Annotated in this window: 24 protein-coding genes; 13 read left to right on the top strand and 11 right to left on the bottom strand. The window is 41.6% G+C overall.

Annotated features, from left to right (window positions below; all coding sequences use genetic code 11):
• Positions 1–112: 112 nt before the first annotated feature.
• The 4 genes from AAFF35_RS08880 to pdeM are packed head-to-tail and all read left to right on the top strand — an operon-like array spanning position 113 to position 5902.
• Complete coding sequence (locus AAFF35_RS08880; RefSeq protein ID WP_342332082.1) at positions 113–1153, top strand: ligase-associated DNA damage response exonuclease; 1041 nt, start codon at positions 113–115, stop codon at positions 1151–1153.
• Positions 1150–2742 carry an ATP-dependent DNA ligase gene (locus AAFF35_RS08875; RefSeq protein WP_342332081.1) on the top strand — a complete coding sequence of 531 codons (1593 nt, stop codon included), beginning with the start codon at positions 1150–1152 and terminating at the stop codon, positions 2740–2742. Before AAFF35_RS08880 ends, AAFF35_RS08875 begins: the two co-directional genes overlap by 4 nt.
• Positions 2743–5283: a ligase-associated DNA damage response DEXH box helicase gene (locus AAFF35_RS08870; RefSeq protein ID WP_342332080.1), complete on the top strand. Its 2541-nt coding sequence runs from the start codon at positions 2743–2745 to the stop codon at positions 5281–5283.
• On the top strand, positions 5267–5902 hold the full coding sequence (gene pdeM, locus AAFF35_RS08865) for a ligase-associated DNA damage response endonuclease PdeM (protein ID WP_342332079.1): 636 nt from the start codon (positions 5267–5269) through the stop codon (positions 5900–5902). Before AAFF35_RS08870 ends, pdeM begins: the two co-directional genes overlap by 17 nt.
• Before the next feature lie 13 nt (positions 5903–5915).
• Here pdeM and AAFF35_RS08860 read toward each other — a convergent pair whose 3' ends face one another.
• The 4 genes from AAFF35_RS08860 to AAFF35_RS08845 are packed head-to-tail and all read right to left on the bottom strand — an operon-like array spanning position 5916 to position 9169.
• Entirely contained in the window at positions 5916–6545 is a 630-nt protein-coding gene (locus AAFF35_RS08860; RefSeq protein ID WP_342332078.1) for a hypothetical protein, read from the bottom strand.
• Position 6546: 1 nt separating this feature from the next.
• Positions 6547–7815: an adenosylmethionine--8-amino-7-oxononanoate transaminase gene (gene bioA / locus AAFF35_RS08855; protein ID WP_342332077.1), complete on the bottom strand. Its 1269-nt coding sequence runs from the start codon at positions 7813–7815 to the stop codon at positions 6547–6549.
• The gene (locus AAFF35_RS08850; RefSeq protein WP_342332075.1) at positions 7812–8252 is read right to left on the bottom strand and encodes an NUDIX hydrolase; all 441 of its coding nucleotides are present in this window, start codon (positions 8250–8252) and stop codon (positions 7812–7814) included. The genes bioA and AAFF35_RS08850 overlap by 4 nt, the downstream gene beginning before the upstream one ends.
• Positions 8249–9169, bottom strand: coding sequence for a cation diffusion facilitator family transporter (locus AAFF35_RS08845; protein WP_342333358.1), 921 nt, complete (start codon positions 9167–9169; stop codon positions 8249–8251). The genes AAFF35_RS08850 and AAFF35_RS08845 overlap by 4 nt, the downstream gene beginning before the upstream one ends.
• A 189-nt stretch (positions 9170–9358) precedes the next feature.
• On the opposite strand from AAFF35_RS08845, the gene AAFF35_RS08840 reads away from it, so the two are divergent.
• Positions 9359–10552: a pyridoxal phosphate-dependent aminotransferase gene (locus tag AAFF35_RS08840; RefSeq protein ID WP_342332073.1), complete on the top strand. Its 1194-nt coding sequence runs from the start codon at positions 9359–9361 to the stop codon at positions 10550–10552.
• A gap of 456 nt (positions 10553–11008) precedes the next feature.
• On the opposite strand, the gene AAFF35_RS08835 is transcribed toward AAFF35_RS08840, so the two are convergent.
• Positions 11009–12250, bottom strand: coding sequence for an ABC transporter permease (locus AAFF35_RS08835; RefSeq protein ID WP_342332071.1), 1242 nt, complete (start codon positions 12248–12250; stop codon positions 11009–11011).
• 229 nt (positions 12251–12479) lie between these two features.
• Between AAFF35_RS08835 and queA the strand changes: the two genes are divergently transcribed.
• Positions 12480–13529, top strand: a complete 1050-nt coding sequence (queA, locus tag AAFF35_RS08830) for a tRNA preQ1(34) S-adenosylmethionine ribosyltransferase-isomerase QueA (RefSeq protein WP_342332070.1) — start codon at positions 12480–12482, stop codon at positions 13527–13529.
• An 85-nt stretch (positions 13530–13614) separates the two neighbouring features.
• Positions 13615–14289, top strand: a complete 675-nt coding sequence (locus tag AAFF35_RS08825; protein WP_342332069.1) for a 2-C-methyl-D-erythritol 4-phosphate cytidylyltransferase — start codon at positions 13615–13617, stop codon at positions 14287–14289.
• A 38-nt stretch (positions 14290–14327) separates the two neighbouring features.
• On the opposite strand, the gene AAFF35_RS08820 is transcribed toward AAFF35_RS08825, so the two are convergent.
• From AAFF35_RS08820 to AAFF35_RS08795, 6 genes are all read right to left on the bottom strand, one after another.
• On the bottom strand, positions 14328–14489 hold the full coding sequence (locus AAFF35_RS08820; protein WP_124577488.1) for a lmo0937 family membrane protein: 162 nt from the start codon (positions 14487–14489) through the stop codon (positions 14328–14330).
• 198 nt (positions 14490–14687) lie between these two features.
• On the bottom strand, positions 14688–14909 hold the full coding sequence (locus AAFF35_RS08815) for a DUF2795 domain-containing protein (RefSeq protein WP_008240955.1): 222 nt from the start codon (positions 14907–14909) through the stop codon (positions 14688–14690).
• Positions 14910–14994: 85 nt separating this feature from the next.
• Positions 14995–15543 carry a cob(I)yrinic acid a,c-diamide adenosyltransferase gene (locus AAFF35_RS08810; RefSeq protein WP_342332064.1) on the bottom strand — a complete coding sequence of 183 codons (549 nt, stop codon included), beginning with the start codon at positions 15541–15543 and terminating at the stop codon, positions 14995–14997.
• Positions 15544–15639: 96 nt separating this feature from the next.
• Positions 15640–16398 (bottom strand): ABC transporter ATP-binding protein, encoded by a 759-nt coding sequence (locus tag AAFF35_RS08805; protein WP_073234406.1) that lies wholly within the window; start codon positions 16396–16398, stop codon positions 15640–15642.
• A gap of 63 nt (positions 16399–16461) precedes the next feature.
• Entirely contained in the window at positions 16462–16752 is a 291-nt protein-coding gene (gatC, locus tag AAFF35_RS08800; protein ID WP_342332063.1) for an Asp-tRNA(Asn)/Glu-tRNA(Gln) amidotransferase subunit GatC, read from the bottom strand.
• Positions 16749–17483, bottom strand: a complete 735-nt coding sequence (locus AAFF35_RS08795; RefSeq protein WP_342332062.1) for a lysophospholipid acyltransferase family protein — start codon at positions 17481–17483, stop codon at positions 16749–16751. Before AAFF35_RS08795 ends, gatC begins: the two co-directional genes overlap by 4 nt.
• Before the next feature lie 140 nt (positions 17484–17623).
• Between AAFF35_RS08795 and trpS the strand changes: the two genes are divergently transcribed.
• From trpS to AAFF35_RS08765, 6 genes are all read left to right on the top strand, one after another.
• Positions 17624–18622, top strand: coding sequence for a tryptophan--tRNA ligase (gene trpS / locus AAFF35_RS08790; RefSeq protein ID WP_124577498.1), 999 nt, complete (start codon positions 17624–17626; stop codon positions 18620–18622).
• 51 nt (positions 18623–18673) lie between these two features.
• Positions 18674–19288 (top strand): deoxynucleoside kinase, encoded by a 615-nt coding sequence (locus AAFF35_RS08785; protein WP_074605561.1) that lies wholly within the window; start codon positions 18674–18676, stop codon positions 19286–19288.
• 1 nt (position 19289) lies between these two features.
• Complete coding sequence (gene kdsB / locus AAFF35_RS08780) at positions 19290–20021, top strand: 3-deoxy-manno-octulosonate cytidylyltransferase (protein WP_342332060.1); 732 nt, start codon at positions 19290–19292, stop codon at positions 20019–20021.
• Complete coding sequence (locus tag AAFF35_RS08775; protein ID WP_342332059.1) at positions 20018–20569, top strand: hypothetical protein; 552 nt, start codon at positions 20018–20020, stop codon at positions 20567–20569. The genes kdsB and AAFF35_RS08775 overlap by 4 nt, the downstream gene beginning before the upstream one ends.
• A 339-nt stretch (positions 20570–20908) precedes the next feature.
• A complete protein-coding gene (locus tag AAFF35_RS08770) occupies positions 20909–23689 on the top strand; it encodes an outer membrane beta-barrel protein (protein WP_342332058.1) in 2781 nt (926 codons plus the stop codon).
• A 2-nt stretch (positions 23690–23691) separates the two neighbouring features.
• Entirely contained in the window at positions 23692–24453 is a 762-nt protein-coding gene (locus AAFF35_RS08765; RefSeq protein WP_342332057.1) for a GLPGLI family protein, read from the top strand.
• Positions 24454–24465: the final 12 nt, after the last annotated feature.

The following is a 24465-nucleotide window of genomic DNA, read 5'->3' as shown; positions in this document are numbered from 1 at the left end:
AAAATTGAGTATATGGATGTTGTAAATATATGATTTTTATAAGCGCTTCCTAAACTAAAGCTGTCTGCATCAGTGCCTCAAACTTTATTGCTCCGGCTTTGTTGATGAAAAGATGGCTTTAATCAGATTCACTAATAAGGGCATATACTGCGAGCAGGGAGATTTTTATATCGACCCCTGGAAACCGGTAAAACTGGCTGTAACGACTCATGGACATGCAGATCATGTAAAATGGGGCAACGAAGCTTATTTATGCCATGAGCTAACGAAGCCGATTCTCCTGCATCGCTTAGGCGCTGAGTTAACGATTCAGACCCTTCGTTATAAAGAAAAAATCACCATTAATGGGGTAGAGCTGAGTATGTTTCCCGCAGGCCATGTGATCGGTTCTGCACAAATCAGACTGGAATACAAAGGAGAGATCTGCGTCATTTCCGGCGATTATAAGGTGGAGTACGATGGGATCAGCACGGCTTTTGAACCTGTAAAATGCCATACCTTTGTTTCGGAAAGCACCTTTGGTCTACCCATTTATAAATGGCTTCCTCAACAGGTCATTTTTGATCAGATCGGAACCTGGGTCGACAACAATCAGGAACAAGGAAAAACAAGCGTTTTAATTGCTTATAGTCTGGGGAAAGCGCAAAGGCTGATCAATGGACTGAGCGAAACGGATCGTCCGATCTATGTGCACCAATCTATTGCCAACCTGAACGATGCCTTTATAGAGGCAGGCGTAGCACTTCCGGAAACGATCAGAATCAGCGCGGAAACCAGAAAAGAAGAACTTCAGAAAGGGATCGTCATTGTTCCCCCTGCCCTTGCCGATGGACGTTGGATAAAGACGCTTCAACAGGCGGCAACGGGAGTTTGTTCGGGATGGATGCAGGTGAGAGCCGGAAGAAGGTGGAGGAGTGCCGATGCAGGATTTGCCCTGAGCGATCATGCGGACTGGCCGGGGTTACTTTCTGCCATCAAAGCAACCGAAGCAGAAAAAGTTTTTGTGACACATGGATTCACGGCCACCTTTTCAAAATACCTGAACGAGATCGGAATTGAGGCGGAAGAAGTGAAAACGCAATATGGAACAGAGGAAGAAGAAATAGAAATCGGCTCCCTGGGAACCCCGGAAATAAAGGAGGAAGCAGATTGAAACGATTTACAGAACTGATCGCTCAGCTGGAAATGAGCAATAAGACCAACGATAAGATCGCAGCTTTAGTGAGCTATTTTAATGAAGCCGATGACCTGGATAAACCCTACGTAATCGCGATGTTCACTGGAAAAAGGCCCCGGCGACCAGTCAGCACTGCCTTAATTAAAGCATGGGCCATTGAGCTCAGTGGACTCCCACCCTGGTTGTTTGCAGAAAGCTATCACAGTGTAGGTGACCTGAGTGAAACAATTGCCTTGATTCTTCCTCCTCCGTCAAAGACCACAGATCTCCCCTTACACCAATGGATCAATGCGCTTGGAGATTTAAATGGAAAGGACGATGAAAGCAAGAAAAACTTTATTACCAACGCCTGGGATAGCCTGGATATGCAGGAAAGATTCATCTTTAATAAACTCATTTCCGGAAATTTCAGAATCGGGGTATCCAACAAAATGCTGGTTAACGCATTGGCAAAACAAAGTCATGTAGAAAGTAATAAGATCATGCACAGCATCATGGGTAAATGGAAACCGCATGAAATCAGTTATCAGGAGCTCATTGAAGGTGCACATGTAGATACCGACCGTTCCTGGCCCTATCCCTTTTGTCTGGCTTATGCATTGGACAGTCAGCCGGAATCTTTGGGCGATGTTAAAGACTGGCAGGCAGAATGGAAATGGGATGGCATCCGCGGACAAATTGTGAAACGTGGCGGAGAATTGTTCATCTGGTCGAGAGGGGAAGAACTGGTGACAGATCAATTTCCTGAGTTACATTTCCTGGCGGAGGAACTGGAGGATGGAACAGTGCTGGATGGAGAGATCCTCTCTGTTAAAGAAGGAAAAGTGCAGTCGTTCTCTGTCCTTCAACAGCGGTTGAACCGTAAAAACATATCCAAAGGGCAGCTGGAAATGGCACCAATTGCATTTTACTGTTATGACCTTTTAGAGCAACAGGGAACCGATCAAAGGGAAAAAACTTTACTGATCCGTCGCAAAGCATTAACAGAAATCATTAAAAATATTAAAACCGCAGGAACCGTTGTCTTATCACCCGTTGTTGAAGTTGATTCCTGGGAGGACCTCGCTTTGCTCCGGGCAGATTCCAGATTGAACAATAGTGAAGGATTGATGCTCAAAAAACTGGATTCACTTTACCATAGCGGGAGAAAAAGAGGCGACTGGTGGAAATGGAAAATCAATCCTTACACCGTGGATACCGTGATGATCTATGCACAGAAAGGCAGCGGCAGAAGGGCTAACTTTTACACCGATTATACTTTTGCCGTCCGGGATGGGGAACAGCTGATCACGATTGCAAAGGCCTATTCCGGATTAACAGATCAGGAAATTAAAGAGGTGGATGCCTTTGTAAAGAAAAATGCGATCGAAAAATTTGGCCCGGTCCGTACGGTTAAACCAGAATTGGTTTTTGAGATCGCCTTTGAAGGAATCGCAGAAAGTAAACGCCACAAGGCAGGCCTGGCCTTACGATTCCCCAGAATCGCCAGATGGCGAAAAGACAAAAAAGCTGCAGAAATCAATACACTGGATGATTTACGACAGTTGTTAAATTCGACTTTATAAATGGGTATAGAAACGAGCAAAGGATATAAACAGGTGATCAAATGGCTGAAGCTGAGCAGGAAGAAACCTTTCCGCTTTCAAACTGATGCCTGGCAATATTATGCAGAAGGCTATTGCGGATTGGTCAATGCACCAACAGGATTCGGAAAAACATTCTCTCTCTTTCTCGCGGCAGTCATCGAAGAGTTGAACAGCCGCGCAGAAAAGACGAGCACCGCCTCAAAAAAGAAGAAAACAGATACCGGATTAAAACTGATCTGGATCACGCCTTTGCGTGCCCTGGCCAAAGACCTTGCACGTGCAATGCGGGAAGTATGTGCAGAATTGGAATTAGACTGGCAGGTATCGGTGAGAAATGGAGATACTACTGCCGCAGAAAAGCTAAAGCAAAAAAAGCAGATGCCGGAAGTATTGATCATCACGCCGGAAAGTATGCACCTGTTACTTGCGCAGAAAGATATCGCGATACATTTTCATCACCTCCAATGTATCGTTGCCGATGAATGGCATGAACTGATGGGAAGCAAACGTGGGGTGATGGCGGAATTGGCCATCTCCAGAATCAGAGGAATTGTTAAAGAAAAACATCCGGAAAGGCTACTCAGAATCTGGGGAATCTCTGCAACGATCGGAAATATGGAACAGGCTTTAGAAGTGCTTGTCCCCTATCCCGAGGCTCTGAAAACCATCATCAAAGCAGATATCGAAAAGAAAATCAAGATCAGATCTATCCTGCCCGATCATATTGATATGCTGCCCTGGGCTGGGCACCTCGGACATAAACTGGCGCATAAACTTTTGCCCATCATTCATAAGAGTAAAACCACCCTCATCTTTACGAATACCCGTGGACAAGCAGAATTATGGTATCAAAACCTGCTCGCACTGGACGAAAATCTGGCCGGACAAATCGCCATACACCATGGTTCTATTGATTACGAACTGCGCAACTGGATAGAAGATGCATTGCATTCGGGCATACTTAAAGCGGTCATCAGTACCTCATCCCTGGATCTTGGTGTAGATTTCAAACCAGTAGATACGGTGGTACAAATTGGTTCACCGAAGGGAGTAGCCCGTTTTTTACAACGTGCCGGCCGAAGCGGACACTCCCCTAATGAGACCTCTGTCATTTACTTTCTGCCTACTCATGCACTGGAACTGGTAGAGGCCGCAGCAATAAAGGAAGCGGCAAAAACCCAGCAGATAGAAAGCAGAGACCCGATAGTCATGGCTTTCGACACCCTGATTCAATACCTGGTCACACTGGCGGTAGGTGATGGTTTTGATGACCATAAAATCTATCTGGAAGTGAAAGAAACACATGCTTTCAACGAACTCCTGCCTTCAGAATGGGGATGGATCATGCAATTCATCAGCACTGGTGGGGACAGCCTCAGCGCCTATACAGAATTCAGCAAAGTATTAAAAAAGGATGGGCTCTGGAAAGTGGAAAGCCGGCAGGTCGCCATGCGGCACCGCCTGCATATCGGAACGATAGTCAGCGATCCCATGCTCAAAGTAAAATACCTTGGTGGTGGATATATTGGAATGGTAGAAGAGTCCTTTATCTCGAAAATGAAGCCAGGCAACAGCTTTACCCTTGCAGGAAGGGTGTTAGAGTTTATCATGGTCAAAGAGATGACTGCATTGGTTCGGCGCAGTAAACTGAAAAGAGCAATTACACCGAGCTGGATGGGTGGAAGAATCTCACTCAGTGCGAATCTGGGTAGTATCCTGAGAAAAAAATACAATGAAACACTGGACAAAGACCATGAGGACGAAGAACTGGATATCATCCTCCCTTTGTTTGAACGACAGGCGAAAGTTTCCCATGTCCCTAAAAGTGATGAGTTTTTGATCGAGCTGATCCATACGAAAGATGGCTACCATTTCTTCGCCTATCCATTTGAAGGCCGACAGGTCCATGAAGTGATGGCTGCCCTAATTGCTTACAGGCTTAGCCGTAAAACTCCGATCAGCTTCTCCATAGCCATGAACGATTATGGTTTCGAACTCCTGAGTGAATATCCGATTCCATTGGATGAAGAAAATATTAAAGCATTGTTTAGTCCGGAAAACCTGGGAGAAGATATCGTAGGCAGCATCAATTCCACAGAAATGGCGAAGCGTAAATTTAGAGACATTGCCTGTATCTCCGGCCTGGTCTTTCAAGGATTCCCGGGTAAATACACAGCCAACAAACATTTACAGTCTTCTGCTGCTTTATTTTTCAATGTTTTCACGGATTATGACAAACATAATTTATTATTGCGTCAGGCTTATGAGGAAGCTTTTTATCAGCAAATAGAAGAACCTAGGTTACTTGCGGCCTTGCAACGCATTCAGGTTAGTAAAATCATCCTGATAAAAGCAGAAAGTTATACCCCGCTGTGTTTTCCAATCAAGGTAGACAGCTTAAGGGAAAACATGAGTACGGAAGAACTGGGACAACGGATCGAAAGGATGACTGCCGAAGCTGATCAGAAAATACGTCCGGTTCACATGAAATCAAGAAAAAAGAATGACCATCACCTGTAAGGAAGAAGAATTGATATTGAGTAAGGAAAGATCCATCTACTGGGCGGCTCAAAAGATGTTGATCATCAGCGATCTCCATATCGGTAAATCGGCACACTTCCGAAAACATGGGATCCAGGTCCCTTCAGGTATTGGAGAAAGTGACCTGCAAAGACTGGCCAGATTGATTGATCTTTATGATCCTCAAACATTACTCATTACCGGAGATATGTTTCATCATAAGAGCAATACTGAGGTAACCGTATTCTCACAATGGCGAAAGGAATTCAGCAAGCTGAAATTTCAACTGATCAAGGGCAATCATGACAAATTAAGTCCGGTAGAATACGCGTCCCTGGATATTGAGCTGATTCAAAAGGAACTGATTTGTGGTCCCTTCCGCTTTATCCATGAAAAGCCGGAATCAACAGATACGACCTATACCATTTCCGGCCATATCCATCCGGGAGTAACCTTATATGGAAAAGCAAGACAACGGTTAAACTTCCCTTGTTTTTATTTTGGGGAAAACTATGCGGTACTGCCTGCATTCAGTGCGTTTACTGGGTTGAGCAGGATACAACCGCAAAAGAATGATCGCTTTTATGCGATCACTCCTTCCGGTGTTATTGCTGTTTAACCGGCGACAAGAATTAGTTGACGGCAGGGACTGCAACTCCAGTCTGCAAAGCCAGGCCCTGCATCCAGTCGCTAAACATGTCCTGCTCTATTTTGATGACCAGCTCGGCATGCTGTTCCCAATCCGGGGAAAAAGTTTTCAGCTGATTCAGCATTTCTTCCAAATGCCCTTCTTCTTCCAATATAATAGACTTGACGTTGACTTTGCTTCCCGCCTGGGTCAATACCTCCTGATAAATCGGATACAACTCATCGGCGCGAACTTCAATGGCGTAAGTCACAAACAAATAGGCGCCAAACTTCAATTCATAACCTGTCAGATTGAAGTGTTGTTTCAGGTAACGGCAAACAGCAACATCCAGTGCGTTTAAATAAAATTTGGTATAGTTAGGTGCCAGCAGCTCCTCATTTGTATAGGTTTTACACAAATCGCCATCCAGCTTATCCAATTGTTTCTTTAAATAATACGCATGGCGATGTTCCTCTGCTGCATGTTTCAGAATGATCAGGTTCACCTGCTCTTTATGTTCCGAGGCAGAGATCTTCTTTGCGCCGGCATTCTCCATGTACGACAAGGTATTTAACCATTTGGCATGCAATTGGTTATCGCTTACTATATTTTCCAGGATTGCTTTAATTTCCATGTTAGATATCGTTTAATGCTTGGTGAATAGTTTGGTAAATGTACTCCAGATCTTCATCACTAATGATATAAGGAGGTAAAATATATAGAATATTACCCAGAGGCCTCAAAATGATTCCCCGTTCTAAAAAGTAAAGGTACAACTGATTCCTGAGTCCACTTAGATAGGAAGTATCATTTCCTGTTTCCCATTCCAGTACGAGGATCGTACCTTTCTGGCGTACATCACGAACCTTAGGGTGTTCCTTTATTTCTGCTGCAAAAGCTTCATTTTTAGCTTTTATCCGTTGAATATTGGCCAGCGTTTCCGGTTTCAGCAGGATGTCCATACTGGCAAGGGAAGCAGCACAAGCCACCGGATTTGCGGTAAATGAATGTCCATGATACAGGGTCTTCAGTTTATCATCGCTTAAAAAAGCATCGAAGATCTTTTGATTACAGGTAGTGACTCCCAATGGCATAGTGCCTCCGGTAAGTCCTTTCGACAGGCAAAAAATATCTGGTTTTGCCTGCAATGTTTCACAGGCAAAATAAGTTCCCGTACGACCAAAGCCAGTCATCACTTCATCGGCAATGGTCAGGATCCCATGCTTCTGACAAGTCTCCATCAGCTGATCCAGGTATTGCCCTTCATACATCAGCATTCCTCCTGCTCCAAGTACCATCGGTTCAAAGATAAAACAGGCCACCTCATTGCTCAGGTAATTGATTTTCGACTTCAGCTGCTCTATGTTCTTTTCCGTAGGAAGGTCTATAAACTCCACGTCAAACAACATAGAATTAAAGGGATCCGTAAAAATACTACGTCCGCTGACAGACATGGCGCCAAAAGTATCACCATGATAAGCTTCTTTAAAAGCAATGATCTTTGTCCGCCCTTTATGACCGGTATTTGACCAGAACTGAAGACACATCTTCAAAGCAACCTCTACCGCAGTAGAGCCGTTATCGGTATAAAAAACCTTTTCCTGATCGCCTGGAAGTAATTCCAGCAAACGTTCTGCCAGCTGGACCGCAGGCTCATGCGTAAATCCGGCAAAGATCACATGCTCGAGTACACTCAGCTGTTCTGCCACCTTTTTTGCAATGTGCGGATGGGCGTGTCCATGGATATTTACCCACCAGCTGGACACTGCATCTATATATTTCTTCCCATCTTCGTCAAACAAGTATACCCCTTCTCCCCTAACGATGGGAATATGTGGCAAGGCATTCTTCATTTGCGTGTAGGGATGCCAGATTACTTTCTGATCTCGTTCTGTTAAACTCATGTTGTTTGTTTAATGGTCAGCAGTTCTACCACTGTCTGATCCGTTTTAAAGGTCACATCTTCCATTTTAAGTGTGGCAAGGTCCATCCATCGAAAGGATTGCAGGCTATCTCCATCAAAATCAAAGACCTTTGATTTGAAGTTAAGCTGCAAAGGATGAACTGCTTTTACGATATAGTAGATGCTTAAAATCTGGCTGTCATTAAAAGAAGATTTTTCATAAAAATCCGTGGTATAGAAGTGTTCAAGCACTTCAATTTCAGCATTACACTCCTCCATAAACTCTCTTTTCAGCGCATCAATCAGGCCTTCACCCAATTCCAGTCCGCCGCCGGGAAACTTACTGAAAATCTTCCCTCCCGACTGCTCATCACTGATCAGTACCTGTTGCTCGTCATTGATAAGAAGACCGTATACCCTTACATTAAAATAGCTCATTGGAAATGTTTTTTGTTTTTAGTTGCATTCTCTACCGTCCATCCAATTTCTTTATTAAAAGCTTCCGTCCTTACATGGCAATTCTTCATATTACAATAATTGCAACATTCCGGCAGACAAGGATCGGCATGAATAAATAGTTCTGTTTTATGTTCTGCCTTCCCATTAATTAGTTTATCGATATCAGAGATTTCCTGGTGAACTTTAACAAGATCAAAATAATACGGCAGGGTAATGTGGCAATCAATATGAAGGTCTGCGCCATACTGTTGTGCGCGCAGATTGTGGACATCAATCCAGGCATCATGCCTGTTCTCCTGCAAAATGCAGACAATATCTTTTACCAGTTCTACATTACTTTCATCCATTAATCCCCCAACAGAGCGTCTGGTGAGTTTATAGCCGTTATAAATGATGTATAGTCCAAGCGCAATAGAGATCACACTGTCCAGCCAGTAAATTTTAGTCAGCTGAATGAGGACAATACCGACCACCAGCCCGGCACTGGTAATGGCATCGGTCAATAGGTGTTTTCCGTCTGCTTCCAATGTAATAGAGCGGTGTTTCTTCCCGGTATTGATCAGGTAAAAACCAACAAGTAAATTGATCAGTCCGGTGGCCCCGATGATCGTTGCCCCCTCAAATAACTGGGTGATCACCTTTGGAAATAAAAGATCATAACCAGATTTAAAGACAATGATTAATCCAGCTAAAGCGATGAGGATGCCTTCCACAAAAGCGGAAAAGAATTCGACCTTCCCATGGCCATAAGGATGGTTTTCATCTTTCGGTAAAGTGGCGAGGTAAATGCTGTAAAATGCAAAGCCACTGGCCAGTACATTTACGATACTCTCTGCAGCATCAGTAAGTATGGCATTAGAGTGTGTCATGAAATATGCCGCAAATTTTGCAAGCATTAATAGTACACTAATGCACAAGGAAACGAGTATGGCTTTTTTCTGAGGTAACAATTGGCAGAGTTTAGCCTTCAAAAGTACATTTTAACAAGGAAATTATATTAAAAAGTATTTTTTTTAGTTTATAATTCGGTTAGGTTTCTATATTTGCTATCTCACAAAATTATATTTGCTTGCGCACAAATTATTATGACATTTTTATCCAAAAGAATCAATAACCTTTCAGAGTCACAGACCATTAAAATGGCTAAGTTAGGCAGAGAACTATCCGCAAAAGGGATAGATGTAATCAATCTGAGCTTTGGTGAGCCGGATTTCTTCACGCCTGAATTTGTTAAGGAAGCAGCGAAGACCGCTGTAGACGAAAACTACTCGTATTATACGCCTGTATCAGGATACCCGGAGTTGCGTAAGGCGATTGCCGAAAAATTATTGAGAGAAAATGGATTGAGCTATAGCTTCGATCAGATTGTGGTATCTACCGGTGCCAAACAATCCTTAGCCAATGCCGTAATGTGCCTGGTAAATCCTGGAGAAGAGGTAATTGTGCCTACTCCATACTGGGTTTCTTATTCAGAAATGATCAAACTTGCAGAAGGTGAAACCGTATTCATCAATGCTACAGTAGAAAACAACTTCAAAATCACCGGTGCACAATTAGAAGCAGCCATCACCCCAAAAACAAAGGTGTTCATGTTCTCTTCTCCTTGTAATCCAACCGGATCAGTATACAGCAAAGAAGAACTTGCAGATCTGGTTGCCGTATTCGAAAAATACCCAAACATTTATATCATCTCAGACGAAATCTATGAGCACATCAACTTTGTAGGCAAACATGCTTCCATCGCTGAATTTGACTCTATAAAAGACAGAGTAGTCCTGATCAATGGATTTTCAAAATCCTATGCAATGACGGGGTGGCGCGTAGGTTATATGGCTGCCAATAAAGAACTTTCCAATGCCTGCGACAAAATGCAGGGGCAAATCACTTCAGGAACATCTTCTATCGCTCAACGTGCAGCTTTAGCAGCTTACCAAGGTGGATTAGAGACTGTAAATGCGATGGTACAGGAATTCAAGAGCCGTAGAGACATCGTTTATGCTTTGTTAAAAGAAATACCTAACGTCAAAGTAAACCTTCCTGACGGAGCCTTCTATTTCTTCCCTGAAGTGAAAGCTTACTTCGGTACCAGCACTGGCGATTACAAAATCAACAATGCCGAAGACCTTTGCTTATATCTGTTAAACGAAGCTCATGTATCTACCGTTACCGGCGAAGCTTTCGGAAACGAAGATTGTATCAGAATTTCTTATGCTGCTGCAGAAGATAAATTAAGAGATGCCGTTTCAAGAATCAAAGCTGCTTTAGAAAAACTAAGCTAGTTACTAGGTTAAGGTTAACATATAGAAAAAGGCCGGTTTCTTAAAGAAACCGGCCTTTTTCTATTTTTCTCTATTGGTTTAGTCTTCTCTGTAAGAGAAATTAAGAACTAATAAAAATGTCCATTTCCTTTTCATCCCCGAATCTTTGCTGAAGGGCAAATATTCGAATGTCTTCAAAGCAAACGGACATTTTTATTTGAAACAATGATTGCTCCATCACATGATGCAAAAACACATCTCTAAAAAACGCGATGAAGGAAAAAAGAAAAACCAACTAAGCTTACACGGGTCGAGGCCCGTCAGTGGAGCGAGTAACAAATCAGTGCAATATTTCTTCAATAAAAAAAGGGCGTGTTCAGAAAAGGCCTGGAAAGATTTTGCCGCCCTTCAGCGTGCAAAAGATTTCAGCCTTTGAAGAATATGCCCTTTTTTTATTGAAGAGGGAGCAAGATTTCGTTAGGAGCGAATTGCTTCAACAGGGTCTAGTCGTGATGCCGAAAATGCCGGCCAAAATCCAGAGATCGTACCGATCACCACAGATATCGTTACTCCCAGCATCACATTCTTCCAGAACAGGATCATTTCAAATCCGCCTGCGGTCAAAGCTAAAGTCAGCAGGTATACCAATAATAAACCCAATGCTCCACCGAGTAAGCAGAGTGCGATCGCTTCAAACAGAAATTGTAGCAGTATAAAATAGTTTTTCGCACCCAAAGACTTCTGAATTCCAATAATATTGGTTCTTTCTTTCACGGATACGAACATGATATTTGCAATTCCGAATCCGCCCACAAGAATCGAGAATCCACCGATTACCCATCCAGCAATATCGACTACACCAAACATCTGATCCAGTTGATTGGAAGCAATGGTACTTTTATTCAGGGCGAAATCATCTTCTGCACCTGGTTTGGTTCTTCTAATGGCCCTCATAGCGCCTCTGATCTCACTTTCTACCTCTTCTAAAGCAATATAATCCTTTCCCCTTACAGTGATCGTTGGATCGTAGCGTTCACTTTCCACATCCATTATACCTTTGGCGAAGTTAAGTGGAATCAGGATGTTTTTATCCTGGGACATGCCCATCATATCTTCTCCTTCTTTCTTGAATACCCCAACAACGGTCAGTCTTCTGGCCATTACGGTAATCGATTTACCGATTGCGGGTTCTCCATTAAAGAGGCCTTCGGCGATATCGGCACCGATAATAATTACGGGTGATCCGGATTTACCTTCATTATCAGTAAAGTATCGTCCTTCCTGAAAATCGAGGTTCCATGTTTTATTAAAATCCTGAGAGGCGGCTCTGATGCCACCACCTTCTACGGAGTTACTTCTGTATTTGATTGTTCTGCCGTTTGCAGAAATTTCGTAGGACACACCTTCTACATATTCCAGTCTGTCTTTTAGTCCTTCATAATCTCTGAGTGAGGCTTCGGGTCTGTTCATATATTTCCACCATGGGTAATCACCGAAACCACCCCATGGCCATTTTTGCACGAACACGGTACTGGAACCTAGTTTATCGATACTGGCCTGCAGTTTACTCCTGAGGGTATCTACGGCCGAGAACACGAAAATGATGGTAAAGATCCCGATGGTAATCCCCAATAGGGAGAGCATTGTCCGCATTTTGTTCTGGCGCAGTGCATCTAATGCAAACCGAAAACTTTCGCCTATTAGTCTGAAAATAATCATAATTGAGGGTTAGACCAAAAGTACTTAAAAAGGTTACAGCAAAACCTTATATAATATAAAAAATACAATTCTGAACGATACGACCTGCTCATTATTAGCGAGGCCATCACATAACGAAATGAACACTAAGATCACGATAGCTTCATCACCGTTAAAAAACAAATGGAATCTAATGAAAAAGAAAATTATATTTCTTAAATTTGCGCCCTTAATTATCACATCGAAAAATATGAAGTTATCTCAATTTAAGTTTAATCTCCCTGAATCATTAGTTGCCAATAATCCTTCAGAACATAGGGACGAAGCCCGTTTAATGGTTTTGCATAAAGATAGTGGCAAAATTGAACATAAAATATTCAAGGATGTTTTGAGCTATTTCGATGATCAGGATGTCATGATCTTAAACAATACCAAGGTTTTTCCTGCCCGTTTATACGGCAATAAGGAGAAGACTGGTGCAACTATTGAGGTCTTTTTATTAAGAGAATTAAATAAAGAATTGCGTTTATGGGATGTTTTAGTAGATCCTGCACGTAAAATTCGTGTTGGAAATAAATTATATTTCGGTGATGACGATTTGTTGGTTGCTGAGGTTGTTGACAACACCACTTCCCGCGGACGTACCATCCGTTTCTTATTTGACGGTACTGACGAAGAGTTCAGAAAAAATATCGAAATTCTAGGAGAGACTCCACTTCCAAAATACATCAAACGTAAAGCTACTGCTCAGGATAAAGAACGTTATCAAACAATTTTCGCGAAGCATGAAGGTGCTGTTGCGGCTCCTACTGCAGGTTTACACTTCAGCAGAGAGTTGATGAAACGTCTGGAACTGAAAGGTATTAACTTCGCTGAGGTGACATTACATGTTGGTCTTGGTACGTTCAGATCTGTCGAAGTAGAAGATTTAACAAAACACAAAATGGATTCTGAGCAGTTCATTATAGAGCAGAAAGATGCTGATATTGTGAATAAAGCTATTGAAGAGAAAAGAAAAATCTGTGCAGTAGGTACCACTTCTATGCGTGCAATTGAATCGGCTGTTTCTTCAGGAAGAATGCTTAAACCAGCAAATGACTGGACCAGTAAATTCATCTTCCCTCCATACGATTTCAGCATTGCGAACTCGATGATCACCAATTTCCATACTCCTGAATCTACTTTATTGATGATGGTGAGTGCATTTGGCGGTTACGACTACGTTAGAAATGCTTATGAAGTAGCATTGAAAGAAAAATACCGTTTCTACAGTTATGGAGATGCGATGTTGATCATCTAATTCCTATAAAAAAACATTGAAAATAGGAGATTTTAAGCCATTATGGACTTAGATCTCCTATTTTTGTTTTAAAGACAAAATACAAATGAAGTATTACGCAATTATCGTCGCAGGTGGATCCGGAAGCAGGATGCAGCATAAAATTGCCAAGCAGTTTTTACTGTTGGATGGGAAACCTATATTGATGCATACCCTGGAGGCCTTTGCGGCATGTCCTCTAAACCCTGCAATACTCCTTGTGCTGAACATTCATCAGCATCAATACTGGGAAGAGCTTTGCAAGGCCCACAGCTTCACGATTCCACACCAGCTCATCAAAGGTGGGGAACAGCGGTTTCATTCCGTTAAAAACGGGCTGAAGGCCATAAAAGGCAAAGGTATCGTCGCTGTACATGACGCCGTACGACCATTGGTAAGTCCTGCTTTGATTTTAAGGTCTTTCGAGGCAGCGGAAGCACATGGAAATGCGGTAGCCGGGATTCCTCCTACGGATTCCGTCAGAAAGGTTTTGTTCGATGGAAAAACAGAAGCTTTGAACAGAAATGAGCTATTGCTCATTCAAACACCGCAAACTTTTGCAATAGAAATATTAAGGAAAGCCTACCAGCAGCCTTTCAGAAATGAATTTACGGACGATGCTTCCGTAGCAGAGTACTCCGGATTTACCATTCACATTATTGAAGGGACCAGGGAAAACATCAAAATCACCTATCCTGAGGATCTGGAGATGGCCTCCATTTTAAAAAAGAAAGGTTCCTGAGTAATTCAGGAACCTTTCTTTTTTATATAATCTGATGATTACGCGGCTCTGTTGATGACTTTCAACAGGATTGCAATGATGGCAATCACAAGAAGGATGTGAATTAAATTTCCTACGTTCGGTCCGAAGCCTCCGAAGAAGAAACCAATGACCCATAGTATAACGAATACTACTGCTACCAAATAAAGTAAATTTCCCATAACGTTTAATTTTAAGTATGTGTTTTTTTAGATAGTTGAAGAGAATTGTCAAACAATCTCATGACAATACATAAACAATGTTCGTTCCAAAAAGTTCATTTTAAAAAAATTGCACAAAAGATGTACAGGAAAAAATGATAAAAAAGAAAGGCCCCGTAACACGGAGCCTCTAAAAACACTACTAAGAAGTACTAAAGATTAATATTCGTCTTCGTTGAAGAAGAAGTCGTCTTTAGTAGGATAATCAGGCCAAATTTCTTCGATGGTTTCATATGGTTCCCCATCATCTTCCAAAGCTTGTAAATTTTCAATCACCTCTACAGGTGCGCCTGATCTTATACCGTAATCAATTAATTCGTCTTTTGTTGCAGGCCATGGAGCGTCTTCCAAATGCGATGCGAGTTCTAATGTCCAATACATATTTCTTATACTATTAAGTTATTCTAATTCGTTTCGCAAAAGTATATTAAAAAACATGAGCAAAACAAACTTTTTTTCAACGTTTTTATAGACGCGGAATCCAGATGTTTTCATCTGTTTTTGCATCTAAATTCAGTTTTCGTGCCAAAACAAATAAATAATCGCTTAAACGGTTTAAATAAATCGTCATTTTTTCGTCAACAAAGCTTTCTGAGGCTAAATGTACCGTTAAACGCTCTGCACGGCGACAAATACAGCGTGCCACATGGCAAAAAGAAACTACCGTTGTTCCACCCGGCAATACAAAATGTTTCAATTCTGGCAGCGCCTCATTCATTTGATCCATCTCCTGCTCCAACAAATTAATGTCGCTTTCATGTAAATCAGGGATTTTCATTCTTGATTTTTCAGGATCTGCAGCCAGCGAAGCGCCTACAGTAAACAGTCTGTCCTGGATTTCTTTCAGTATTTTCTGATGATGAGCGTCAATATCCTGGCACATGATCAATCCGATATAAGAGTTGAGTTCATCTACTGTTCCATAACATTCTATGCGCAAATGGTATTTCGGCACCCTGGTCCCTCCAATCAGTGAGGTTAAACCCTTATCGCCTGTCTTGGTATATATTTTCATTGGAATACAACTGTTTTTTAGCGATTATGAAGCTATCATACGCCTATTCATTACTTTTTGTAAGCGGTAAGCTTATGATGATTTCAGGAAAGAATATTAGCTTATTTTTTCAAAATCATCGCCTTTGGCTTCCAGTTTGGTTAGACGTGGCGATACCGTTTTGATGTCAGTATTCAGGTAATCTTTTTCGATCAGCCCATCACGCATCCGTACAATGCGGTGTGCATGTTGTGCAATGTCCTCTTCGTGGGTCACCAGGATAATTGTATTTCCTTTGCTGTGGATCTCTTCCAGCAAACCCATAATTTCTATGGATGTTTTTGTATCTAGGTTACCTGTTGGCTCATCCGCAAGAATAATAGAAGGATTGTTGATCAGTGCCCTGGCTACCGCTACCCTTTGGCGTTGTCCACCGGAAAGCTCATTTGGTTTATGCGTTACCCTGTTGCCCAGGCCCACATTTTCCAGTGCCTTTTGCGCTCTGGCATCGCGTTCTTTTTTATTTGCTCCGGCATAGATCAGCGGAAGTGCCACATTATCTAAAGAAGTGGAGCGGGGTAACAGGTTAAAAGTCTGGAAAACGAAGCCGATTTCCTTATTACGAACTTCTGCAAGCTCATTGTCTGTCATCTGACTTACATTAATGCCATTCAGGACATAGTCGCCCTTACTTGGGGTATCCAGACAACCGAGGATGTTCATTAAAGTAGACTTTCCGGAACCTGAAGGCCCCATCAGTGCGACGAACTCCCCTTTGTGTATATCCAATGAAACTGATTTTAGCGCATGGATGACTTCTGACCCTATCACGTATTTACGACCTATATCTTTGATGTTGATTAACGCTTTTTCCATTGAAATTTATTTATTCCTGTTTCGTTTTAGACGGTCATCTACCCCCGGATGTTACATCTGTCTTTATTTTTCTATGATCTTTGGGACCATAAAGAAGTTTTCATTGTGTCTGGCGGCATTCTTCAGTCCCTCTGCTACTGTAATCTCCTGCTTCACCTGATCTTCGCGCCATACATTCTCCTCTGTGTTCATATAGACCAGCGGTGCCACCCCGGTTGTATCCAACTCATTGAGCTTCTCCATAAATGTAAGGATCTTATTCATATCAGCCATCAATGTATCGACTTCTTTATCTTCGATCGCAATTCTCGCCAGGTTGGCAACTTTATCTATGGTTTGTTTATCGATGGTCATGCTTTAATGAGTTTACTGTTTATTAAATCAAAGATGCGTTCTTTTAAAAGGTCAGCATCTGCTATTGTTAAATCTGTTGTGTCTACAGGCTTATGGATGTAAATATCACAAATTCCCGGCGTACTACCATACTTCGAGCCATCATCCCACATTTTTTTCCATACATCCGTCAGGCTGACTGCAAGGATGGGAATATTTTTCTCTATGGCCAAGCGGAATGGTCCGTTTTTAAAAGGATGCAAAAACGGAGGGTAATGTGTTCCATCAATCTTTCCTTCAGGAAATATAATGAGGCTCCAACCCTGCTCCAGCGTCTCCTCTGCTCTTTTGAAAGCCCGGAAAGCAGAAATTTTACTTTCCCTGTTTACGGAAATATCTATGGTATTAAAGAAAATTTTCAGGACCGGATTGCTCCGAAGTTCGTCTTTCCCCATAAAATGAAACTTTCCTTTCGCCAGGATACAAAAAAGCATAATGTCCAGATTGGAAGCATGATTGGCACAGTAAATATAGGTCTGGTTTTTATCTAAAGGTTGCTCATAGGTAAAGCGGAAAAATATCCCCGTCAGCCAGCTGCTGAGGATACTTTTTAGTTTTCTCAATTTATTTAAGGTGCTATATCCCTTTGGAGATTGCGCTGCCAGATAATAAAACGGATAAAAAACCACCGACAATACTAAAATAACAAAGATCGAATAGAGGCGGTGGGTGTGCTTAAGCAGGCGGATCATTGCGCCAAAACTACAAAAATTACGATATAAGCGTTAAAAAACGTTCATTCAAATGTAAATTCCCGACAATCCCTATTTATAAAGCATAAAAATAAAATTATAGGCAGACCTAATACCTGTTTTTTATTAATTTCGTCCCTATGAAAGAAACGGTAGTTAGCGGGATTCGTCCTACAGGAAATTTACACCTGGGAAATTATTTTGGTGCAGTAAAGAACTTTGTAAAGATGCAGTATGATTTTAATTGCTTCTTTTTTATTGCCGACCTTCACTCTCTGACCACTCATCCGACACCTGGTGACCTTCATGGCTATGTAAAACACGTTTTAGTAGAATACCTGGCTTGCGGAATCAATCCGGAAGAAACCACCATTTATATCCAGTCTGACGTGCCTGAGGTTACAGAATTATATTTATACCTGAACATGAATGCCTATATGGGCGAACTGGAGCGCAGTGCTTCTTTTAAAGATAAAGTCAGAACCCAGCCAGATAACGTGAATGCGGGTCTGTTAACTTACCCAACACTTATGGCTGCTGATATTCTGATCCATAAAGCGGTTAAAGTTCCTGTAGGAAAAGATCAGGAACAACACTTAGAAATGACCCGAACCTTTGGAAACAGATTCAACAGGTTGTATAATCATGAAATGTTCCCGGAAGTACAGGCCTTTAACTTTGATGAGAACCTGGTAAAAGTTCCCGGTTTGGATGGAAAAGGAAAGATGAGCAAGTCTTCAGGTGATGGCAGCTGCATCTATTTAGCCGATAGCCCGGAAATCATCCGTAAGAAAGTTTCCCGTGCGGTAACTGATGGTGGTCCTACAGAAGACAATCAGCCAAAACCGGAAGCCATTCAAAACTTATTTGACCTGATGAAAATCGTTTCTCCGGCAGATACCATGAAGCATTTTGACGACCTTTACAATACCCGCGCCATCCGTTACGGAGATTTCAAAAAGCAACTGGCAGAAGATATGATCGTCTTTAATACGCCTATTCGTGAAAAAATTGAAGAGATCTCAAAAGATACTTCATACCTCCGTCAGGTGGCCAAACATGGTGCACTAAAAGCAAGAGAAAGTGCACAAAAAACGATTAAAGAAGCAAGGGAACTGATCGGATTTAAATCCTTTTAACCTTATAGTATAAATGATATAGCTACAATAGCTACCTTAAAAGAAAAATATATGCACATAGCTATAGTTGGAAATATTGGTGCCGGTAAAACCACATTAACAGGGTTATTGGCCAAACATTATGGCTGGGAAGCTTTATATGAAGCGGTAGAGGACAATCCTTATCTGGAAGATTTTTATAGCGACATGAAAAGGTGGAGCTTTAACCTGCAGATTTATTTTTTGAACAGCCGTTTTCAGCAGATTGTAGATATTGAGAGTAATAAACGGAATGTCATTCAGGACAGAACGATTTATGAGGATGCGCACATCTTTGCAGAAAACCTGCATGAAATGGGCCTGATGACGACCAGAGACCACCACAATTACCGGGCGATCTTTGAGAACATCACTTCCTTTATCAAACCTCCCGATGTACTGGTTTACCTGCGCGCTTCCGTACCTACACTGGTTAATAATATCCAGCGCAGGGGACGTGAGTATGAAGCAAGCATCAGAATTGATTATCTATCTAAGCTAAATGAGAAATATGAAGCCTGGATCAAAGATTATAGCCTTGGAAAATTACTGATCCTGGATAAAGACAAGCTTGATTTCACGAATAATCCTGAAGATTTGGGTACGATCATTCAATCAATTGACGCAGAAATAAACGGTTTATTCTAAGATGAAAGTATTAGGTGTCATTCCTGCCCGCTACGCCTCTACCCGTTTCCCCGGGAAACCTCTGGTGGATATTCAGGGGAAAAGCATGATCCGCCGGGTGTATGAACAGGCGGCTAAAGCTTCCGGAATAGACAAGGTTGTGGTTGCGACTGATGATGAACGCATTGCTGCAGAAGTTAAAAGTTTTGTCGGGGAATTCATCATGACCGGCAGTCAGCACCAAAGCGGTACTGATCGTTGCGCAGAGGTGGTTGAAAAGGTTCCCGGATTTGATGTCATAGTGAATATACAGGGTGATGAGCCCTTTATTGATCCTGCACAAATCGATCTTTTGATTTCCTGCTTTACCGATCCACAGGTACAGCTGGCCACCTTAATTAAGGAAATTCATACACCTGAAGAGTTGTTCAACCACAACCTTCCGAAAGTGATCCTGAACAGCAAAAGAGAAGCCGTTTATTTTAGCCGCCAAACCATTCCCTATATCAGAAATGCGGAAAAAGAAAACTGGCTGAAGGCACATCAGTTTTACAAACACATCGGCATTTATGGCTATACAGTTCCTGTTTTATTGGAAATAACGAAACTCGCTCCCTCGAGTCTGGAAATCGCAGAAAGCCTGGAGCAACTGCGCTGGGTAGAGAATGGCTATTCCATTCAAACGAGGGTAACGACCATAGAGACCATTGCTATTGATACCCCTGAAGATCTGAATAAAATCATTCGCTCATGAGAAATACCTATTATATCTTTTTGTTACTTTCCCTGGGATTCTTTAGTGCGTGTAACAGCAACACAGGAACGGAGGGAACACAAAGCGGGAAAGCAAACGTGGAGGGCCAAACCTTGTTGAAACCTTTCAGCGATTCGGTAAAACTGGATACGTTTAGAATTGCCCTTAAAGGGGAATCACTGAAAGACATGGTCATGAGTTTTAACATTACCGCACACGATGGGGCTAAAATCTATCAGAAAGATTTTAAAGTAACTGATCTGATCAAGAATTATGAATCTACGCTTGACCTGAAGAAAGAATCGAAACAAAAGGAATTTATTCAGCAGGAACTGAAGTTGTTCTTTGAGGATGAAAATTTTCTGGAGCCCGCAGTAACGGAGAATGAAAATCCGGATGCCAATACCCCGGATAAAGCGTTCTTCGCTGAATTAAAGCACTCAGCTTTAAACGGCTTCAAGTACAGGACATCAAATGAGCAAAAAGTGTATATTGCCTGGTCTGAAAAGGAACATAAAGTGCTTCCCTACTATAGCTGTTGCAAGTAACATTCATAAAAATATAAGCCTCTGGGCGACCACAAAAAGGCTTCCAGGTGCTAAAACAGCATATTTTCGTTCGCTTTATGAAAAAAGTTGAAAATTATATTGCGATTAAAATATATTTTACATTATATTTAGATAATGAAACTGTAAAAAACTAGATTGTAAACAACCAAAACCAGCATATTCTAACCAAATATAATTTAAAAATTGCCCGGAGTTTTTCGGGCATTTTTTTTTATCCTTACTTTTTCTTTCAAAAACCAACAATATTCCTGAAAATTAATAGTTACAAAAAAATAGTTATTAGATTTAGGAACTCTCGATGAAGTTACCCGGTAATTTATGCTGAAAAAAATTTTCATTTATATACTTTTCACTTTATTTTCTTTTACCGTTTTAGCACAAAAGGCAAGTATTAAAGGGATAGTTGTCGATACATTGGAGAAAAAGGTGTTGGAAAACAGCTCGGTGCTCTTGCTCCGTTCTACCGATTCTATATTGGTAAAAACGACGCGTGCGGATAAAGACGGGCGTTTTGAATGGAATAACCTCGCTAAAGGAGATTATAAATTACTCATCAGCTACCCGAAAATGGCCGATTATATCCGTAATTTAAGAATAGCCGAAAATACAGTGCTGGACCTGGGCAGGATCAATATGGAATTAAAATCAAAGCTGCTCAATGAAGTCGTCATCGCTGCAACAAAAAACGCCGTCCGAATGCGGGGCGACACCCTTGTCTTTCAGGCCGATAGTTTTGCGGTACGAACCAATGCCAATGTGCAGGAGCTTTTAAAAAGACTTCCTGGATTTGACATCGATAAAAACGGAATGATCAAAGCACAGGGAAAAGAAGTAAAGACGGTACTGGTAGATGGGGATGAATTTTTTGGAGACGACCCACTACTGGCTACAAAATACCTGAAAGCCAATGCCGTGGAAGAAGTACAGGTGTACGACAAAAAGAGTAAAACCGCAGAATTAACCGGCATTGATGACGGGGTAAAGAATAAAACCATCAATATAAAGCTCAAAGAAAATGCGAAGAACGGATACCTGTCTACACTGGATGCCAATGTTGGCAGTGATGCCTTTCAGGATTACGGCGGCATGATGGGGATCTTTAAAAATAAGCTCAAGACCGCCATTTTCGGTACCTACTCCACCCTCGACAATGAGTCAAAGATCAACAATTCCATGCGAAAGCTGAAAGGAGAAGAATACGACCAGATCGAAGTTGGCGATGATGGCAGTTCGATCATGTATTCCTCAGGAGGTGATGACGATGACGATTATTATTCTTCCACAGGTGGATTACCTAGTAATCTAAACCTGGGAGCACATTACTCTGATAAATTTGACCATAATAAGATGGGCTTAAAGTTAAACTTCAAAGTTTTTGACAATAAGAACACGAACATCAAAACTTCCAGTGCCCAGGAGCTCCTCCCTGATGGAAAACGCTTTTTTAGCAGAGGCAGAACAGAAGACCATTCCAAAGTAAACGGAGAGAATATCCGTGGTACTTATAACTATCACATAGATTCTTTGTCTACACTTAAGATCTCCTTTGGCTTAAAAAAGAACAGAAGTTATACAGAATCCAATACGAAAAATGGCAGTACCAGCGAATCGGATAAAATCATTAGTCAGAATAACCAGTCCAATATTGGCAGCGGCTCCGCCGATGCTTTTAACGGAAACATCAACTGGTCCAAAAGGTTTCGAAAAAAAGGCCGGGTATTGTCTATCGATATCCAACCGGAAAACCAGAATAACAAAGGGCTGGAACGAAGTCTAAACCATACCGAATATTTTGACGCCGACGGATACTGGAACCGCAGTGAAGACATCAACCTGATCAAAGACAACTCCGGAACACAAAATTCTATCGGGACCAGAATAAGTTATGCAGAAACATTGACCAAAAGATGGTCTTTGGAAGCCGGTTATACCTTTAAAACCATTTCCTCCAGCAGCAACAGACTGGTTTCGGATTATGTAACGGGAGTTAAAGCAAAAATAGATTCCCTGAGTAACAATTTTAAATTCATCAATTTCTCGAATATAGGGAAAATGATCTTTCAGTATAAAGCAAAGAATTTCTCCATCTCCAGCGGGCTGGAAGCGACCATAACGACATTTGAACTGAAAGATCTTGACCGTGGCAGTAATTTTCAGCGTAAATACCTGAACCTCTCCCCACGAACCAATCTCTATTACAAACTCAGCAACAATACCAGCCTCGCACTAAACTACAATGGTTTTACCCAACAGCCCAGCATTGAGCAAATTCAACCGGTAAGACAAATCAACAACCCACTGTTTCAGGTGATTGGAAACTCCTTATTGAGGCCTTCTTTCACCAATAACTTTGGTGTTTCCTACAACAGCTTTTTAATGAATTCTGATCAATACATTTCTGGATATCTGAATTATGGCTTTACCAATAATGCAATTGTAAATTCAGAGCATGTGGATCAGTTTAACAAAAGGATCTCCAGCTTCATCAACCTGGATGGAAACAATTCCCTGAGCGGCAATATGTATTATTCAAAAGGCTTTTCCAAGCTTCATTTCCGGATGGGCCTGGATCTGAGTTTCTATAGGTCCAACAATGTGGCCATCATCAATGAGGTGAAAAATAAAACCGCAAATACCCAATATAATGTAAAGGGTTCGTTTAACTATTATACTTCAAAAGTAGACCTCAGTTACTCCCCTTCCGCAACGATCATGTTTGGTAAATCATCCATTGGTGGAATCAATGATGGAAAGAGTATTACCCATAACCATGAGTTTTCGGGTACCGTTCAGCTGCCTTACCGCACAGAGTTCAACAGTACGGTCTCCATTTCCTTAAGACCTGCAAACGCTTCTTTCGGCCAGGACCTGAATGTAGTGATCTGGAATAGCTATCTGGCGACCAAGGTTGGAAAAAGTGAAGCATTGGAACTAAAGCTAACGGTGACTGATATTCTGAACCAAAAGATTGGTTACAACAGATTTGTTGGAGGAAATGTGATTAGCGAAAACACATTTAGCTATATTCCGCGTTATGTATTATTTGGAGCAAGCTGGAATTTAAGTGGTAATTTCACAAAAACTCCGGTTAATAAATAAAGATGATGAAAAGGCTGGCTTCCTTCTTGCTTTTAATTTCCGCATGGACAGGTCTGAAGGCCCAGCAGCTCTTTATTCCATATGGTAAGATCAGCTTTGAGAAAAAAGTCAATCTGCAGCGGAGCCTGGCAGAATGGGACATCCCGGATGAAGCCAAAGAAAAAATAAAAAAATACAAGAGTACGAACTGGGAGTTGTCCTTTAACCGGACAAAATCGATCTTTAAATCCGTAAAACAAGAAGAGGAACAGACAAACAACCTGTTTTTTGACTTTGCAGGAGAACCGGAAAACGAATTATATGCTGATTATCAAAAACAGAACAGGGTATTAAAAAAAAGAATCATGGGAGACGATTATCTCCTGAATGATACCATTCCTAAGGTCGACTGGAAGATTATGCACGACATAAGGAACATCGCTGGCTATGAATGTAGAAAAGCCATCGGCAAAATTAATGACACGGTTTATGTCGTTGCCTTTTATACAGATGAGATCTTATTAAGGGGTGGTCCGGAAGGATTCAGTGGTTTGCCCGGCATGATCCTCGGCCTTGCCATCCCCCGTTATTATACCACCTGGTTTGCAACAAAAGTTGCGGCATTTACCAACCCTTCCACAGACATTGTGCCTCCCTCTAAAGGAAAAAAAACAGATACAGAGAAAGATTTAAAGAAATTGCTGGAAATATTTACCCGATATGATGAGCAAAAAAAAGAAAAACCTGAAGAGCACAAAAAGCGGCTCTATGGTTTCATCCTGTAACATTTTCAGCGA

Source organism: Pedobacter sp. FW305-3-2-15-E-R2A2 (assembly GCF_038446955.1).
Lineage (GTDB): Bacteria > Bacteroidota > Bacteroidia > Sphingobacteriales > Sphingobacteriaceae > Pedobacter.
The sequence above is the reverse complement of the archived record's forward strand: the minus strand, read 5'-3'. Positions and strand labels throughout refer to the sequence as shown.

Bases quoted from the DNA above. Each gene is read 5' to 3' on its own strand.
- AAFF35_RS08880 (WP_342332082.1), top strand. From the start codon at position 113: ATGGCTTTAATCAGATTCACTAATAAGGGCATATACTGCGAGCAGGGA.
- AAFF35_RS08870 (WP_342332080.1), top strand. From the start codon at position 2,743: ATGGGTATAGAAACGAGCAAAGGATATAAACAGGTGATCAAATGGCTG.
- pdeM (WP_342332079.1), top strand. From the start codon at position 5,267: ATGACCATCACCTGTAAGGAAGAAGAATTGATATTGAGTAAGGAAAGA.
- AAFF35_RS08860 (WP_342332078.1), bottom strand. From the start codon at position 6,545: ATGGAAATTAAAGCAATCCTGGAAAATATAGTAAGCGATAACCAATTG.
- bioA (WP_342332077.1), bottom strand. From the start codon at position 7,815: ATGAGTTTAACAGAACGAGATCAGAAAGTAATCTGGCATCCCTACACG.
- AAFF35_RS08850 (WP_342332075.1), bottom strand. From the start codon at position 8,252: ATGAGCTATTTTAATGTAAGGGTATACGGTCTTCTTATCAATGACGAG.
- AAFF35_RS08845 (WP_342333358.1), bottom strand. From the start codon at position 9,169: ATGCTTGCAAAATTTGCGGCATATTTCATGACACACTCTAATGCCATA.
- AAFF35_RS08840 (WP_342332073.1), top strand. From the start codon at position 9,359: ATGACATTTTTATCCAAAAGAATCAATAACCTTTCAGAGTCACAGACC.
- AAFF35_RS08835 (WP_342332071.1), bottom strand. From the start codon at position 12,250: ATGATTATTTTCAGACTAATAGGCGAAAGTTTTCGGTTTGCATTAGAT.
- queA (WP_342332070.1), top strand. From the start codon at position 12,480: ATGAAGTTATCTCAATTTAAGTTTAATCTCCCTGAATCATTAGTTGCC.
- AAFF35_RS08825 (WP_342332069.1), top strand. From the start codon at position 13,615: ATGAAGTATTACGCAATTATCGTCGCAGGTGGATCCGGAAGCAGGATG.
- AAFF35_RS08820 (WP_124577488.1), bottom strand. From the start codon at position 14,489: ATGGGAAATTTACTTTATTTGGTAGCAGTAGTATTCGTTATACTATGG.
- AAFF35_RS08815 (WP_008240955.1), bottom strand. From the start codon at position 14,909: ATGTATTGGACATTAGAACTCGCATCGCATTTGGAAGACGCTCCATGG.
- AAFF35_RS08810 (WP_342332064.1), bottom strand. From the start codon at position 15,543: ATGAAAATATATACCAAGACAGGCGATAAGGGTTTAACCTCACTGATT.
- AAFF35_RS08805 (WP_073234406.1), bottom strand. From the start codon at position 16,398: ATGGAAAAAGCGTTAATCAACATCAAAGATATAGGTCGTAAATACGTG.
- gatC (WP_342332063.1), bottom strand. From the start codon at position 16,752: ATGACCATCGATAAACAAACCATAGATAAAGTTGCCAACCTGGCGAGA.
- AAFF35_RS08795 (WP_342332062.1), bottom strand. From the start codon at position 17,483: ATGATCCGCCTGCTTAAGCACACCCACCGCCTCTATTCGATCTTTGTT.
- trpS (WP_124577498.1), top strand. From the start codon at position 17,624: ATGAAAGAAACGGTAGTTAGCGGGATTCGTCCTACAGGAAATTTACAC.
- AAFF35_RS08785 (WP_074605561.1), top strand. From the start codon at position 18,674: ATGCACATAGCTATAGTTGGAAATATTGGTGCCGGTAAAACCACATTA.
- kdsB (WP_342332060.1), top strand. From the start codon at position 19,290: ATGAAAGTATTAGGTGTCATTCCTGCCCGCTACGCCTCTACCCGTTTC.
- AAFF35_RS08775 (WP_342332059.1), top strand. From the start codon at position 20,018: ATGAGAAATACCTATTATATCTTTTTGTTACTTTCCCTGGGATTCTTT.
- AAFF35_RS08770 (WP_342332058.1), top strand. From the start codon at position 20,909: ATGCTGAAAAAAATTTTCATTTATATACTTTTCACTTTATTTTCTTTT.
- AAFF35_RS08765 (WP_342332057.1), top strand. From the start codon at position 23,692: ATGATGAAAAGGCTGGCTTCCTTCTTGCTTTTAATTTCCGCATGGACA.